Below are 14228 nucleotides of genomic sequence, written 5' to 3' on the forward strand. Positions count from 1 at the left end.
AGCGCGAGCCGGGTTTCGTCGGCGTGCAGGTGTCGAAGCAGGTTCGGCAGCACAGATGTCAGGCCCGGATGGCCTGCAGCAAGCCCACCACACCTAGGATCGAGATCACGCGCTTGAAGTTGTAGGCGAGGACCTGGAGGCTCATCTCGGTGCTGACCCGCTTCAGGCCTCTGGTCAGGAAGTGAGTCGATCCCATCCAGGCCTTAAGGGTGCCGAACGGGTGTTCGACGGTCTGCCGGCGGATGCGCATGGCATCCGGCGTCCGGTCCAATCGCTCCTGCATGGCATCGATGACGGCCTCGTGTTCCCAGCGCTTGATACGGCGCTCCTGGCCGGTCGTGCATTGCGGCTTGATCGGACAGGTGGAGCAGGTGTTGGCCCAGTAGGTGTGCAGGGTCAGCCCTCTCTCGACATTGTCGAACCGCCAGATCAGCCGCTCCCCGGCCGGGCAGCGGTATTCGTTGTCCTCGGGGATGTAGACGAAGTCCTGCTTGCCGAACCGTCCTTCGGCCTTGGAGCCGGAGGTCAGCGGCTTGGGCACGAGCGGCGTCATGCCGGCCTGGTCGCAGGCCAGGATCTCCTCGCCCTTGAAGTAGCCGCGGTCGGCGATGACGGTCAGTGCCTCATAGCCCCCGGCGTCCCGCGCCTGCTGCGCCATCTTCGAGAGCTGGGCGCGATCGTTGCCGACATTGGTCACCTCATGAGCCACGATCAGGTGGTGCTTGGCATCGACCGCGGCCTGCACGTTGTAGCCGACGATGTCGGTGCCCTTGCCGCTGGTCGCCATCGAGCGCGCATCCGGGTCGGTCAGCGAGACCTGCTGGTCGGGAGCCGCCCGGATCGTGTCCTCCATCGCCCGGAACCGCTGCACCTGCTCCCGCAGCACCGCGATCTTCTCCTTCAGCCGCACCGACTTCGCCTGTGCCACCCCACCCTCCTGCCGGTCGGCGGCATCCATCGCCGACAGGTAGCGCGCGATGTTGGCCTCGATCTGCCCGATCCGGCTCTGCAGCTTGGCCGGGGTATAGTTCTTGTCGCGGTTGTTGACCGCCTTGAACTTGCTGCCGTCGATCGCGACCACGGCCTCGGAGAACAGCTTCAGCTTCCGGCACAGCAGCACGAACTGCCGACAGGTCGCCTGGATTGCCGGTCCGTTGTCGCGGCGGAAGTCGGCGATGGTCTTGAAGTCCGGCATCAGCCGGCCGGTCAGCCACATCAACTCCAGGTTGCGCTGGGTCTCCCGCTCCAGCCGCCGGCTCGACGCGATCCGGTTCAGACAGCCGTAGAGATAGATTTTGAGCAGCGTGGCCGGGTGGTATGAGGGACGGCCGGTCGCCTCCGGCACCACGCCGGCAAAGCCCAGTCCCGCCAGATCCAGCTCGTCGACGAAGGCCTCGACGGCGCGGACCGGATTGCCCTCGCCGAGGTAGTCGTCCACGCAGTCCGGCAGTAGCGTGATCTGACGACGGTCCTGACCCTCGACGAAACGCTTCACGCCTACCCCCCCCCCGCTCAGCCCTTGGGCAGCGTATCAGACCGCAGTCTTTTCACACGGCCTGGACCCTAAGCCGCCACAAGGCGGCCGGCGATCACAGTGATTGCCGGGAGAAACGGTGCGATACGACGACCAATCGAACCAATGGCCCTAGTTCGGCTGCGGCAACAAGGAGGTGACGGAGGCCATAAGGTCCTCCGGAGTGTATGGTTTGGGAAGGAACACGGCGCCCTCAACCATCAACGCCTGCATTCCATCTGTCATTGCCTGCCCGGAGGTGTACAGGACCTTCAACTCCGGTCGCCGTTCGCGAGCCGTTTTGGCGAGAACAAATCCGTCCGGCTCCATTCCGAAATTGATATCAGTGAAAAGAAGATCGATCGACGCTTCGCTCTCGATAAGCGCAAGAGCCTCGACGCCATTGTGTGCGGTCAAGGTTGAGTGTCCGAGCGCGGCGACAAAACCTTCCGCTAACACCAGGATTGTAGGTTCATCCTCTGCAATCAATGTCGTTGTCATCCGGGAGCCCCTCCTGAGTGGCCCGAGTAACAACGCGCTGGGCAAGCCATCGTGCCGCCAGAGCGTGCGGTCGAGCAGCGAGAGCACGCGCCTGTGATCCAAATGTCGCACTTCCGCTTTCCGCCGGTTCCGGTCGGCTAACCGAACGGCGGGCGGCCCGAAACCCGCCGTCATGTTCGCCCCTCAGGAAGCGGAGCTGATCGCACTGGCCCCATGCCGGTCAGATCTGCGCGATTGATCTATCGCTTTCAAATTGAGCCTAATTGGCTTGTGCGAAACGGTGTCCTCAATTTTTTCTACGAAATAATGTGCTGATTTCAGCAATCTAACTGTCAAGACATGAAGAAGCGTCAGACAGCCCGTGCCCGGGTCCGACGAAGCCGTGTTGCGGAGGTTGTGATGTTCCGTGCAGACGAATAATGTGGGGCCGTTAGTGGGATAGCTTCCATAGAGCGGAAGAAGCGGTGGACCGATTAGAAGCGATGTCGATCGTGCTGCTTACGGTCGAAAAGGGGAGCCTGACGGCCGCTGCGAAAGCACTGAACATGCCGCTGCCGACAATCAGCCGAAAGGTGAGTCAGCTCGAAGCCCATCTCGGGACGAAGCTGCTGCAGCGTTCGACCCGAAAGCTCACGCTAACCGACGCAGGCCAGAACTACGTCGAGGGCGTCAAACGGATCATGGAGGAAATTGAGGAAGTTGAAAGGACGGCATCCGGTGAGTACACTACGCCGCGGGGTGAGCTTGTGCTGACAGCGCCCGTGCTGTTCGGCCAGATGTATATTCTCCCGATAGTCACTGACTTTCTCGCCGCCTACCCCGAAATCAATGTCCGGCTTCTTCTGTCGGATCAAAATCTTCATCTGTACGACGAGCACGTCGACATGGCGGTTCGCCTTGGCGCGCTGCCGGACAGCACTATGATCGCGACCCGCGTTGGCTCCATGGACACCCTGGTATGTGCCTCGCCAGAGCTGCTTGCAGTTCATGGCGTGCCGAAGCACCCGAGGGAGCTGGAGAAGTTCCCCTGCGTGATTTTCGCCGGGCCGGCCACCACGAGCTGGTCTTTCCGAGATCCGGCCAGCGAGCGCGAGTTCGGCGTCAACATCATCCCCCGGCTGTCGGTGACGACGGCAGAAGCCGCAGTTCAAGCAGCGCTCCGCCGCACGGGTCTGACTAGAGTCTATCGCTATCACTGCGCCGATGCTCTCCGCGCGGGAACGCTTGTCCATGTCCTGCAGGATTTCGACGTTGAGCCGATCCCCGTTCATCTCGTGCATGCCGCACGCGGTTTGCTGCCCCAAAAAATGCGGGTCTTTCTGGATTTCGCCGCCAGCCAATTGCGGGCCGCCCTGTCGACGCTGGGCGACGGTCCGGCGATCTGAACCGGACTATTTCGCGACGCCTCGCCCTGGGACGGCTTCTCAACCGTTAGGCAGTTTGCTCCGGCACCTCGGTGCTTCCACCACCAACGAGCTCGCTTCTTCCACACCACGGAAGTAACACTCTCAATAACAGCGCATTATTATTCCTCGCAAAACCCCGCATCTTCCTCCTCACCGAAGCCGTTGTGGCCCGGTTCTAAGGAGAAAGACCATGACCCGCATCGCCGTCCCTACCATCGAAGAAGCTCCCGCCAAGTCCCAGCCGATCCTCCAGAACTATGTGAAGGTCCTCGGCCTGGTCCCCAACTTCTTCGCGATGATCTCGCAGTCGCCGGACGCCTTGAAGGCGATCGCCGACATGCACGCCGCCCTGGGCAAGAGCCTCGGCCACAAGACCCGCGAACGCATCCACGTGATGACGGCCGAAGTCAACGGTTGCAATTACTGCCTGTCGGCCCACACCTTCCTCGGTGGCAAGCTGCAGGGCTTAACCGCAGAAGACATGGAGCTCAACCGCGAGGGCCACTCGACGGACCCGCAAGCGGACGCCGCGCTGCAGTTCGCCTACAAGGTCGCCAAAAACCGCGGTCACATCGAGGACGCCGATGTGCAGGCTGTGCGCGCCGCCGGTTTCACCGACGCGCAGATCGTCGATATCGTCGCCGAGACCGCGTTCAGCTTCATCACCAACATTTTCAACAACACCTTCAAGACCGACATCGACTCTGTCTTCCCACCGCTCCAGACCAAGAAGGCGGTGGCCTGAATGGCAGATGGGCCGGATGCAAAGTGGCCCGTCCGGCCCACCTCCTCGACACCTATTCGTTCCTAGCCGGGCAATGGACATTGCGCAATTGATGATCCTGGCCGGACTATATCAGGGTACCCATTTCGCCGGGCGGCGCCTCCGGATCGAAGAAGTTCGCGAGGTCCCTAAACGTATGAAGAGGGGATCGACCCGCCTCCTGCCCTCGGGTCCGCTTTTCGGGAGCTCGCCTTGGCGGCGGGGTCAGGCCGGACGAGGTGTGCCACCACCTCGTCCGGCCGCTCTGCGGTCAGTGATGCTACAGTATCGACGATCTTAACTGATCATAATGCCTAACATCAATCAAAAAGACGTGTTATGGTGCCCAGCAACGAGATATCTGTTGAGCAATGCCGGGGCGCTCGCGCCATGCTTGGATGGAGCCAGACCAAACTCGCTGAAGAAGCACGCGTTGCTCGCCAGACGATCGTGGACTTCGAGCGGGGTGCACGTACGCCGTTTCCCAATAACAAGGCCGCTATCCGAGCTGCACTGGAGGCAGCTGGGATCGAGTTCATCCCGGAGAATGGCGGCGGATCCGGGGTGCGGTTGAAGAAGTCGAGCTCCAGCGCCTAGAGGCGCTTCTGCCGCCGAGGGCCCGCCCTTCCCGCCCCGGACGGTCTCGGTGGATTGATTCGCCCGCCTCCCGGGCGCAGCTCTGTTGCCGAGGACTCATTGGCACGGGTAGAGCGATGCCGGAGGTGATGAATCGCTGTCGAGATGATGTTGTGACGGTCGCTGACCGCCGCGGACCGTCGCGAGGACCGCATGAGTGAACGTCGCGTTGAGATAGCAGCAAGGTTGCCCCTGGTATTCGGGTTGCCGGGTCCGGAGGCGGCGGCCGCGGTCGGCATCAGCGCATCGAAGTTCAAGGAGATGGTCGTCGACAAGCGCATGCCGCGCCCGCGCAGGATTGACGGCAGGCTCGTCTGGGATGTCGACGAACTGCGCGACGCGTTCAAAGCCCTGCCGCATGAAGGCGGCGGCGATGAAGAGGACACCTGGGCCGACTTCCGATGACCACTGTGCGGTTGCGCTACATCAACCGGTTTAAGGACCGGCACGGCAAAGAGCGGCACTACTTCCGGCCGCCCGGCGGCGTCGCAGTTCCGCTGCCGGGGAGGCCCGGCTCGCCGGAGTACATCGCCGCCTACTACGAGGCGGCCAAGCACTTAGCCCCCAAGGAGCCAGGCAAAAATATGCGGGGTAAGCCGGGCACGTTCGACCGGCTGGCATTCGAATACTACAACACGACCGCGTTCAAGATGCAGAAGCCCGACACCCGGCGCGCCGTTCGCGGGATCATCGACGCTTTCGTCAAAGAGCACGGCCACCGGCTCGTGGCGCAAATGCGCTACGAAGACGCCGAGAAGATCATCTCGGGGAAATCCGAAACGCCGGCCGCCGCGAACAATCTGCTGAAGCGTCTCCGCGCTCTGATGAAGTTAGCGATCCGATTGAAGTGGCGGACGGACGATCCGACGCGGGAGATCGCGTTCTTCCCGTCCGGCACCTTCCACACCTGGACCGAGGAGGAGCTGGCGGCCTACGAACGGCGGTGGCCGGTCGGGACGATGGAGCGGACCGCCTTCGCCCTCGCGCTCTACACTGGCCAACGCAAGAGCGACATCGTGAAGATGCGCTGGAGCGACTACAACGAAACGGCCGGCACGATAACCCTTGCACAGAAGAAGACGGACCAGGAGGCCAAGGACGAGAGCATCGTCATCCCGGTCCATCCCCATCTCCGCGAAGCGCTTCGGTCCACACCGCGCTGCCACACAGTGATTCTCACGACGCAGTACGGACAGCCGTTCACGTCGAACGGGTTCGGCAACTGGATGGCCGACAAGATCGGCGCCTCCGGCGTGCCGGATCGCTGCGTCCTACACGGCCTCCGGAAGGCGGCCGCGCGCCGGCTCGCCGAAGCCGGATGCAGCACGATGGAGATCATGTCGATCACCGGACATAAGTCGATCAAGGAGGTCGAGCGCTACGTGGCCGCAGCCCGGCAGAAGCTCCTCGCGAAGGCCGCCGTGAGCAAGATGACCGAGCATCTGGCGGGCAAGGAGTTACAAACCTTACCAGCCAAATCTACAAACCCTCCTTTAAGTCAACTGCTTAGCATGGGGAATGGTGAGCCGGGTGGGACTCGAACCCACGACCAGGGGCTTAAAAGGCCTCTGCTCTACCGACTGAGCTACCGGCTCACACGGCCCGCCCGGGCTGGTCCCGGGCAGGCGCGGCGCACATTAGGGAGGCCCCGCCCGACGGTCAACACCCGGCAAGGCCTTGGTCGGCATGAATTCCGCCCTACTCCTTCGGCAGCCCGCGCGAGAACTGCTCGTTCAGGCGCTTGGCCACCAGCGGGCTGACGAAGGGGGCGATGTCACCGCCCAGCCGCCCGATCTCCTTGACGAAGCGCGAGGAGATGAACTGGTAGCGGTCCGACGCCATCAGGAACACCGTCTCGATCACCGGATTGATCTTGGCGTTCATCCCGGCCATCTGGAATTCGTACTCGAAATCCGACACGGCGCGCAGGCCGCGGACCACCGTGGTGGCCCCGACCGAGGCGGCGAAGTGCATCAGCAGGACGTCGAAGGAGCGGACCTCGATCGAGATGCCCTGCGCCACCAGCGGCGCCACGTCGGCCCGCACCAGCTCGACCCGCTCGTCGGTCGAGAACAACGGGCCTTTGCCGTCGTTGCGGGCGACGGCTACGACCAGGTGATCGACGATCCTGGTCGCCCGCTGGATGATGTCCATATGGCCCTTGGTGATCGGGTCGAACGTGCCGGGATAGACCCCGGTGCGAGACTTGGCCATAGGTCCGTCTTTCCTTATGCGCCGTCGCCGCCCGACGCGGCGTCACCCTGTTCATCCCCCGCGGCGCCGTCTTCCCCGGTCGCGTCGGTTTCGACTCCGTCCTCGTCGTTCTCTTCCGGCACCGCAGCGACCGAGACGACATGTTCGCCGTCGGCCACGTTGAACAGCCGCACGCCCATGGTCTTGCGCGCCGCGATCCGGACATCGGCGACCGGGCAGCGGATCAGCTGGCCGCCATCGGTCACCAGGATGATCTCCTGGTTCTGCGAGATCGGGAAGCAGGCGGTCACGGCGGTGTTCTTCTCGCCCATCGCCATGGTCCAGATGCCTTTGCCGCCGCGGCCGGTGATGCGGTAGCCATAGGCCGAGCTGAGCTTGCCGAAGCCTTGCTCGCTGACGGTCAGGATGAACTCCTCCACCCCTTCCAGAGCGGCGAAGCGTGCGGGATCGAGGTCGTGCTCCTCCACCGCCTGGCTGTCCTCGCCGTCGGTCTCTTCGCCTTCGGCGCGGCGCGCGGCATTGGCCATGCGCAGGTAGTTCGCGCGCTCGTCCGGCGTGGCGTTGAGATGGTGCAGGATCGAGATCGAGATGACGCGGTCGTCATCGCCCAGGCGGATGCCGCGCACCCCGGTCGAATCGCGGCCCTTGAAGACGCGGACGTCGGTGACCGGGAAGCGGATGCACATGCCGACATGGGTGGCCAGCAGCACATCCTGGTCGTCGCTGCAGACCTTGACGCCGATCAGGCTGTCGCCCTCGTCCAGCTTCATCGCGATCTTGCCGTTGCGATTGATGCTGGTGAAGTCGGCCAGGCTGTTGCGGCGCACGCCGCCGCTGGCGGTCGCGAACATGACGTACAACTGGTCCCAGGTGCTCTCGTCCTCCGGCAACGGCATGACCGTCGAGATGGTCTCGCCCTGCTCCAGCGGCAGCATGTTGACCAGCGCCTTGCCGCGCGCCTGCGGCGTGCCGATCGGCAGGCGGTAGACCTTCATCTTGTAGACGATGCCGCGGCTGGAGAAGAACAGCATCGGCGTGTGGGTGTTGGCGACGAACAGGTCGGAGACGAAATCCTCCTCCTTCGTCGCCATGCCGGAACGGCCCTTGCCGCCGCGGCGCTGCGCCCGGTAGGTCGACAGCGGCACGCGCTTGATGTAGCCGCCGTTCGAGACGGTGACGACCATGTCCTCGCGCTGGATCAGGTCCTCGATGTCGGCCTCGAATTCGAGATCGAGGATCTCGGTCTTCCGCGGCGTGGCGAACTGCTCTTTGATCTCGGCCAGCTCGTCGCGCAGGATCTGCAGCAGCTTCTCGCGGCTGGCCAGGATGGCGAGGTATTCCTGGATCTCGGCGACGATGGCGCGCAGGTCGTCGCCGATCTTGTCGCGCTCCAGCCCGGTCAGGCGGTGCAGGCGCAGGTCGAGGATGGCACGGGCCTGCAGCTCGGACAGCCGGTAGGTGCCGTCCTCGGCCAGCGGGCGGCCGGGTTCGTCGACCAGCGCGATCAGCGGCGCGATCTCGCCGGCCGGCCACGCCGTGGCCATCAGCTCCTCGCGCGCGGCCTGCGGGTCGGCGGCGCGGCGGATCAGCTCGATCACCCGGTCGATGTTGACCACGGCGGTGGCAAGACCGACCAGGACATGGGCGCGGTCGCGGGCGCGGGTCAGCAGGAAGCGGGTGCGCCGGGTGATCACCTCCTCACGGAAGGCGATGAAGGCATCGATGATCTGCCTGAGGTTCAGCAGTTCCGGCCGGCCGCCGTTCAGCGCCAGCATGTTGACGCCGAACGAGGTCTGCAGCGGCGTGTAGCGGTACAGCTGGTTCAGCACGACATCGGCATTGGCGTCGCGCTTCAGCTCGACCACGATGCGCACGCCATCGCGATCGCTTTCGTCGCGCAGTTCGGAGATGCCCTCGACGATCTTGTCGTTGACGACCTCGGCGATGCGCTCCATCAGCCGCGACTTGTTCACCTGGAACGGGATCTCGGTGAAGATGATCCCTTCACGGTCCTTGCGGATCTCCTCGATCGAGGACTTCGCCCGCATCACCACGCTGCCGCGGCCGGTGGTGAAGGCCGAGCGGATGCCGGACCGGCCCAGGATGCTGGCGCCGGTCGGGAAGTCCGGGCCCTGGACGATCAGGTTCAGGTCCTCGGAACTCAGGCCGGCATCGGCGATCACCGCCAGGCAGGCGTCGATCACCTCGCCCAGATTGTGCGGCGGGATGTTGGTGGCCATGCCGACGGCGATGCCGCCGGCGCCGTTGACCAGCAGGTTCGGGAAGCGCGACGGCAGCACCGTCGGTTCGGACTGGGTCTCGTCGTAGTTCGGCTGGAAATCGACGGTTTCCTTGTCGATGTCGTCCAGCATCGCCTCGGCGGCCTTGGCCAGGCGCGCCTCGGTGTAGCGCATCGCCGCCGCCGGATCGCCGTCCATCGACCCGAAATTGCCCTGCCCCTGGATCAGGGGCAGCCGCATCGAGAAATCCTGCGCCATGCGGACCATGGCTTCGTAGATCGACGAGTCGCCATGCGGGTGATACTTACCCATGACGTCGCCGACCACGCGGGCCGACTTCTTGAACGGCTTGGTCGAATCGTAGCCGCCCTCCTTCATCGCGAACAGGATGCGGCGATGGACGGGCTTCAAGCCGTCGCGGACATCCGGCAAGGCACGGGAGACGATCACGCTCATCGCGTAGTCGAGGTAGGAGCGTTTCATCTCCTCCTCGATCGTCACCGGGGTGATGTCGAAGTGGGGCGGCGTAACAGGACGATCGGTCAAAGCACTGTCCGGACTGGCGAAAGGACGCGCCCGGGCAGCCTGCCGGGCGCGGCGAAGCTAGCACGTTTCCGCAGATGCGAACAATCAGATCGCCACCCGGAACGAGGCGGCGGACCGGGGTCGCGGGAGGGCTCCCCAGCGGCTTGGGAATCCTCAGGATTCCCAAGCAGAAGCGAGGCCCCTACCCCGCCGCGGCCACCGCCCGCGCGTCCCGCCGGGCCAGGAGGTGGAAGCGCGAGGCCAGCAGCGAGACCGAGACCACGCTGGCGATCAGGATCGCCTCGAACAGCCCATGGGCGCCGCGGCCGAGATGGACGCCGAGCAGCCAGCCCAGCGGCGTCATCACCACGATGTAGGAGACGGTGTGCAGCAGCGTCGGCGTCAGCACGTCGCCGCGGCCGCGCAGGGCGTTGGCCACCACCACCTGGCCGCCATCGACCACCAGGATAAAGGTCGCGACCAGGATCACCGGCACCAGCAGCGGGATCAGCGCCGGGTCGTTGGTGTAGGCTTCGGCGATCGGCCTCGCCCCGAACCACAGCACCGCCCCGAACAGCGCCATGGCGACCGAGTTGACACCGAGCCCGACCCAGCCGGCCAGCACCATGTCCTTGAGGTCGCGCCGTCCATGGGCGACGCCGACCCGCACCGCGGTGGCGGCGCCGAGGCCGAGCGCCACCATGAAGATCAGCGAGATCAGGTTGAGGCCGATCGAATAGGCGGCCAGCGGCAGGGTGCCGAGCAGCCCGGCGAAGAAGGTCAGCGCGGTGAAGGCCCCCGCCTCGAGGAAGATGCTGGCGCCGCCGCCATAGCCGAGCCGGCGCTGCTGCGCCCATTCGCGCCAACGCCAGCCCTGCCAGTGCCGCACGCCGAAGCCCGCATGACCGGGCATGATCCAGACGTAGCCCACCAGGCAGAGGGCCAGGAAGATGCGCGACGCCGTGCTGGCCCAGGCGGCGCCGTCCGCGCCCAGCGCGGGAAAGCCGAGATTGCCGAACACCAGCAGCCAATTGACCAGGGCGTTCAGCACATTGGCGGCGATCATCGCCACCATGCCGGGCAGCGGCCGCTTCAGCCCCTCGAGGAAGAAGGCGGTGACGGTGTAGACCGCCGCCGCCGGTACGCCCCAGCCGAGGATGACGGCGATCTCGGCGCCCGCCTTCGACAGCTCCGGCGTCTGCCCGGTCAGGATCAGCACCGGCTCCATGAAATGGCATGCCACCGCCATCACCAGGCTGAAGGCGCCGCCATAGATCAGGGAGCGGTGCCAGACGGCGCCGCACTCCTCCGGCCGGTTGCGGCCGAGCGCGTTGGCGGTCATCACCAGAGTGCCCAACACCAGCCCGGTGCCGGTGGCCATCATCAGGCCGATCGCGGCGTTGGCGATGGAGAGATGGGCCAGGTCGTCGCTGCCGTAGCGGCCGACGAAGATGGTGTCGACCAGGGCCATGAACAGCAGCCCGGCGCGGGCGACGATCACCGGCAACGCCAGGCGCAGCAGTTCGAGGACATGACGCCGGACCCGGGCGCGCAGCCAGCTCTCGCCCGGTCGAATCGGAACTTGGTACATCGCCGGACCCCTTCCTCCCCAGGGCCGGCACCCTAGCAGCAGCGGCGGGCGGAATTCAGCCATTGCGAATGCCGTGCCTGCCATGCGGCGGCACCGGCCGGACTGAACAAAAACGTACAGATACTCTCCAGATTTATCGAATGACGTACGTCAGCGTTCGGCCCCATCTTCCCTGTCGAGACCACAGCGAGAGGGATCGGGCCATAGCTGCGAGGCCAGGAAAAAGCGGGACGCCGCGGCAAGTCTCCTGACACCAGGCTGTCAGGAGAGGGCGCGTAATCTACCAGCATCGAAGCCCCGCCCCCGAGGGTTCGCACCGGAGACAAGCCGATGGCATTCCTCACCGAAGTGGTGATTTTCCGGGCCAAGCTCGGCCGTGCCGTCGAGACGGTGACGGCGCTGACCGATGGCCCGGTTTCGGCCATCGCCGGACGGGATGCCGACATCGATATCGTGTCGGTGCGGAAGATGGTTCCGGCGGCCTCATGCCCGACACTGACAGCTTCAAGGAGAGCGTGATGACCACGGTTACTCTGCGCGCACCGCTGCGCCCCCGCCCCGCCGGACTTCTGGAACGGCTGTGGCGCCGGCTGGCGGGCGGCCCGGGCCTTCCCAAGCGGCGGGCGACCGGACGGCCCGCGCGGCTGCGGCTGGAGGCGCTGAGCGACGACGCCCTTCGCGACCTCGGCCTGCCGCCCCTGCGTTGAGCCCGCCCTACTCCGCCACCCTGACCAGGAGCTTGCCGAAATTCTCGCCGCGGAACAGGCGCAGGAAGGTCTTCGGCGCGGTCTCCAGCCCCTCGGCGACATCCTCGCGGTAGCGCAGTTGCCCATCGCGGATCCAGCCGGAGACGTCGCGCAGGAAGGCGGCCTGCTGGTCGGCGAAGTCGCTGACGATGAAGCCGCGCAGGGTCAGGCGCTTCGAAAGCACCTCGCGCATCAGCGACGGCACCAGGTTGGGCCCCGGCGGCAGGCCGGTGGCGTTGTACTGGGCGATCAGCCCGCAGACCGGGATGCGGGCGAAGGGGTTGAACAGCGGCCGCACCGCCTCGAACACGGCGCCGCCGACATTCTCGAAATAGACGTCGATGCCGTCGGGCACGGCCGCGGCCAGGCGTGCGGCGAAGTCCGACGCCTGGTGGTCGACGGCGGCGTCGAAGCCCAGCTCCCCGGTCAGATAGGCGCATTTGCGGTCGCCGCCGGCGATGCCGACCACCCGGGCGCCCTTGATCCGGGCGATCTGGCCGACTACGGATCCGACCGCGCCGGAGGCAGCCGAGACCACCACGGTCTCGCCCGGCTTGGGCTGGCCGATGGTGAGCAGGCCCGTATAGGCGGTCATCCCGGGCATGCCGAGCACGCCGACCGCGGTCGAGATCGGGGCCAGCGACGGGTCGACCTTGCGCAGGCCGGTGCCATCCGACACCGCATAATCCTGCCAGCCGGTGCGGCCCTCGACGATGTCGCCCACGGCGAAGCCGGGATGGTTCGAGGCCAGCACGCGGCTGACCGCGCCGCCGACCATGACCTGGCCGATCTCCACCGGGGTGGCGTAGGATTTCGCGTCGCTCATCCGGCCGCGCATATAGGGGTCGAGCGACAGCCACAGCGTGCGCAGCAGCAGATGGCCGGGGCCGGCCGTCGGCACCGCCTCCTCCACCAGCCGGAAATCGGCCTCCTGCGGCTCTCCCACCGGCCGCGCGGCCAACAGGATCCGGCGATTCACATCGGTGCTCATCTCAGCATCCCTCAACAACGGTTGCGCGGAGCTAAGCACCATTCACGCGCCGACTGAAGGGCTTTCCACGGAAACAACCAGCTGAACCCGTTGAACACCAGCTACGGTCTACACCCCAGGCGCGCCGCGGATGAAGACGGTGACGGTGACGACCAGGAGGCCGAACGCCAGGGCCGGGCCGAACGGCCGCATCTCGCGCCACTTCACGCCGCGCCACGGCGCCAGCGCCAGGGTCGCGGCCAGCGCCGCCACGCTGGCCAGGACCAGCACGATCAGGCTGCCCTGGACCCCGACCCACAGGCTGGCAGCGGTCAGGAATTTGAGGTCGCCCCAGCCGATCCGGGCGTGGCGGTCGATCTTCTGCATCAGCCAGGCGGTGCCGGCCAGGAGCAGGAAGGTGACCACGCCGGCTCCCACTGTGAAACCCAGTGTCTGGAGCGTCGGACTCCGAACCAACGCCTGTGCCAAGCCGACAACACCCAGCGCCAGGTTGCAGAGATTCGGAATCCTGCTCTCTCGCAGGTCGATCACGACGACCGGCAGCAAGAGCAGGACCAGAAGGCCCAGCGCGATGAAGTCAAGTCCTGCCATCAATAGCCACCGTTGGAGACGATAGCGGTTACCGTCGGAGTTTGGGTCGGCACGGGAATCAGGCCGCCGATGACCGAGAAGTCGTGGCTCGACAGATCATAGGTCACGCTCACCTGGAACAGATTTGCCGCCGGCCCCTGCGCCGGGGTGATCGTGACCTTGCTGATGTCCAGCAAGGTCGCGTAGCCGTCGATGATCGTCTGTGCCGTTGTCCGGGCCAGCGTGCTTCTTTCGGTGAAGGACATGCCGGCGATAGAGGCCCGAGCCGCCTCCGCCGCCGCTTGGTTGATCGCCAGCCAGGCGCCGAAATAAAGCCCATAGACGATGACGCCGAGCGAGACGATGAGAAAAAGCGGCGCCAACAGCGCGAATTCCACCGCCACCATCCCGCCGTCGCCGGATGCACCGGCGGGCGATCGGCCGCCCGCCGGTGCATTCGATTCCGGGACGCGTGGCGTGTCGCGTCCGGCCACGACCTCAGCCAAAGCATCGCATTCCGGACGCATCGCCA

At 65.4% G+C, this 14228-nt stretch carries 14 protein-coding genes, 1 tRNA gene and 1 pseudogene; 7 read left to right on the forward strand and 9 right to left on the reverse strand.

Annotation, left to right across the window (positions count from 1 at the left end):
- Positions 1-58 precede the first annotated feature (58 nt).
- A complete protein-coding gene (locus AB4112_RS26260) occupies positions 59-1495 on the reverse strand; it encodes an IS1182 family transposase (protein ID WP_441723935.1) in 1437 nt (478 codons plus the stop codon).
- Positions 1496-1645: 150 nt separating this feature from the next.
- A complete protein-coding gene (locus AB4112_RS26265; RefSeq protein ID WP_309802163.1) occupies positions 1646-2014 on the reverse strand; it encodes a response regulator in 369 nt (122 codons plus the stop codon).
- A gap of 482 nt (positions 2015-2496) precedes the next feature.
- On the opposite strand from AB4112_RS26265, the gene AB4112_RS26270 reads away from it, so the two are divergent.
- The 5 genes and pseudogenes from AB4112_RS26270 to AB4112_RS26290 all read left to right on the forward strand — a co-directional run.
- Positions 2497-3399 carry a LysR family transcriptional regulator gene (locus tag AB4112_RS26270; protein ID WP_309802165.1) on the forward strand — a complete coding sequence of 301 codons (903 nt, stop codon included), beginning with the start codon at positions 2497-2499 and terminating at the stop codon, positions 3397-3399.
- A gap of 211 nt (positions 3400-3610) precedes the next feature.
- Positions 3611-4165, forward strand: a complete 555-nt coding sequence (locus AB4112_RS26275) for a carboxymuconolactone decarboxylase family protein (RefSeq protein ID WP_309802167.1) — start codon at positions 3611-3613, stop codon at positions 4163-4165.
- A 408-nt stretch (positions 4166-4573) separates the two neighbouring features.
- Positions 4574-4780: a helix-turn-helix transcriptional regulator gene (locus AB4112_RS26280; protein WP_309802223.1), complete on the forward strand. Its 207-nt coding sequence runs from the start codon at positions 4574-4576 to the stop codon at positions 4778-4780.
- Positions 4781-4972: 192 nt separating this feature from the next.
- A complete protein-coding gene (locus AB4112_RS26285) occupies positions 4973-5224 on the forward strand; it encodes a hypothetical protein (RefSeq protein WP_309802169.1) in 252 nt (83 codons plus the stop codon).
- 419 nt (positions 5225-5643) lie between these two features.
- Positions 5644-6204 (forward strand): annotated as a pseudogene (locus AB4112_RS26290) (tyrosine-type recombinase/integrase); the annotation flags it as partial.
- Between the two features lie 134 nt (positions 6205-6338).
- Here AB4112_RS26290 and AB4112_RS26295 read toward each other — a convergent pair.
- The 4 genes from AB4112_RS26295 to AB4112_RS26310 form a co-directional block, all read right to left on the reverse strand.
- Positions 6339-6414: transfer RNA gene (locus AB4112_RS26295), tRNA-Lys, on the reverse strand.
- 103 nt (positions 6415-6517) lie between these two features.
- Positions 6518-7033, reverse strand: a complete 516-nt coding sequence (gene coaD / locus AB4112_RS26300) for a pantetheine-phosphate adenylyltransferase (RefSeq protein ID WP_309802171.1) — start codon at positions 7031-7033, stop codon at positions 6518-6520.
- Positions 7034-7047: 14 nt separating this feature from the next.
- Positions 7048-9819, reverse strand: coding sequence for a DNA gyrase subunit A (gene gyrA, locus AB4112_RS26305; RefSeq protein WP_309802172.1), 2772 nt, complete (start codon positions 9817-9819; stop codon positions 7048-7050).
- Between the two features lie 181 nt (positions 9820-10000).
- On the reverse strand, positions 10001-11389 hold the full coding sequence (locus AB4112_RS26310) for an MATE family efflux transporter (protein ID WP_309802173.1): 1389 nt from the start codon (positions 11387-11389) through the stop codon (positions 10001-10003).
- A gap of 330 nt (positions 11390-11719) precedes the next feature.
- Between AB4112_RS26310 and AB4112_RS26315 the strand changes: the two genes are divergently transcribed.
- On the forward strand, positions 11720-11908 hold the full coding sequence (locus AB4112_RS26315) for a hypothetical protein (RefSeq protein WP_309802174.1): 189 nt from the start codon (positions 11720-11722) through the stop codon (positions 11906-11908).
- A complete protein-coding gene (locus tag AB4112_RS26320) occupies positions 11908-12096 on the forward strand; it encodes a hypothetical protein (RefSeq protein ID WP_309802175.1) in 189 nt (62 codons plus the stop codon). Before AB4112_RS26315 ends, AB4112_RS26320 begins: the two co-directional genes overlap by 1 nt.
- A 7-nt stretch (positions 12097-12103) precedes the next feature.
- On the opposite strand, the gene AB4112_RS26325 is transcribed toward AB4112_RS26320, so the two are convergent.
- From AB4112_RS26325 to AB4112_RS26335, 3 genes are all read right to left on the reverse strand, one after another.
- Complete coding sequence (locus tag AB4112_RS26325; protein ID WP_309802176.1) at positions 12104-13126, reverse strand: NADP-dependent oxidoreductase; 1023 nt, start codon at positions 13124-13126, stop codon at positions 12104-12106.
- Positions 13127-13234: 108 nt separating this feature from the next.
- Positions 13235-13717 carry an A24 family peptidase gene (locus tag AB4112_RS26330; protein ID WP_309802178.1) on the reverse strand — a complete coding sequence of 161 codons (483 nt, stop codon included), beginning with the start codon at positions 13715-13717 and terminating at the stop codon, positions 13235-13237.
- Positions 13717-14223: a TadE family protein gene (locus AB4112_RS26335; protein ID WP_309802224.1), complete on the reverse strand. Its 507-nt coding sequence runs from the start codon at positions 14221-14223 to the stop codon at positions 13717-13719. The genes AB4112_RS26330 and AB4112_RS26335 overlap by 1 nt, the downstream gene beginning before the upstream one ends.
- Positions 14224-14228 lie beyond the last annotated feature (5 nt).

The sequence above is a fragment of the Inquilinus sp. 2KB_23 genome (genome assembly GCF_052115705.1).
Taxonomy (GTDB): domain Bacteria; phylum Pseudomonadota; class Alphaproteobacteria; order DSM-16000; family Inquilinaceae; genus Inquilinus; species Inquilinus ginsengisoli_A.

What these genes read in the sequence shown, in the direction of transcription:
- AB4112_RS26275 (WP_309802167.1), top strand. Translation starts at nt 3,611, where the DNA reads ATGACCCGCATCGCCGTCCCTACCATCGAAGAAGCTCCCGCCAAGTCC.
- AB4112_RS26335 (WP_309802224.1), bottom strand. Translation starts at nt 14,223, where the DNA reads ATGCGTCCGGAATGCGATGCTTTGGCTGAGGTCGTGGCCGGACGCGAC.
- AB4112_RS26325 (WP_309802176.1), bottom strand. Translation starts at nt 13,126, where the DNA reads ATGAGCACCGATGTGAATCGCCGGATCCTGTTGGCCGCGCGGCCGGTG.
- AB4112_RS26285 (WP_309802169.1), top strand. Translation starts at nt 4,973, where the DNA reads ATGAGTGAACGTCGCGTTGAGATAGCAGCAAGGTTGCCCCTGGTATTC.
- AB4112_RS26320 (WP_309802175.1), top strand. Translation starts at nt 11,908, where the DNA reads ATGACCACGGTTACTCTGCGCGCACCGCTGCGCCCCCGCCCCGCCGGA.
- AB4112_RS26330 (WP_309802178.1), bottom strand. Translation starts at nt 13,717, where the DNA reads ATGGCAGGACTTGACTTCATCGCGCTGGGCCTTCTGGTCCTGCTCTTG.
- AB4112_RS26265 (WP_309802163.1), bottom strand. Translation starts at nt 2,014, where the DNA reads ATGACAACGACATTGATTGCAGAGGATGAACCTACAATCCTGGTGTTA.
- AB4112_RS26310 (WP_309802173.1), bottom strand. Translation starts at nt 11,389, where the DNA reads ATGTACCAAGTTCCGATTCGACCGGGCGAGAGCTGGCTGCGCGCCCGG.
- AB4112_RS26280 (WP_309802223.1), top strand. Translation starts at nt 4,574, where the DNA reads ATGCTTGGATGGAGCCAGACCAAACTCGCTGAAGAAGCACGCGTTGCT.
- AB4112_RS26270 (WP_309802165.1), top strand. Translation starts at nt 2,497, where the DNA reads ATGTCGATCGTGCTGCTTACGGTCGAAAAGGGGAGCCTGACGGCCGCT.
- AB4112_RS26315 (WP_309802174.1), top strand. Translation starts at nt 11,720, where the DNA reads ATGGCATTCCTCACCGAAGTGGTGATTTTCCGGGCCAAGCTCGGCCGT.
- coaD (WP_309802171.1), bottom strand. Translation starts at nt 7,033, where the DNA reads ATGGCCAAGTCTCGCACCGGGGTCTATCCCGGCACGTTCGACCCGATC.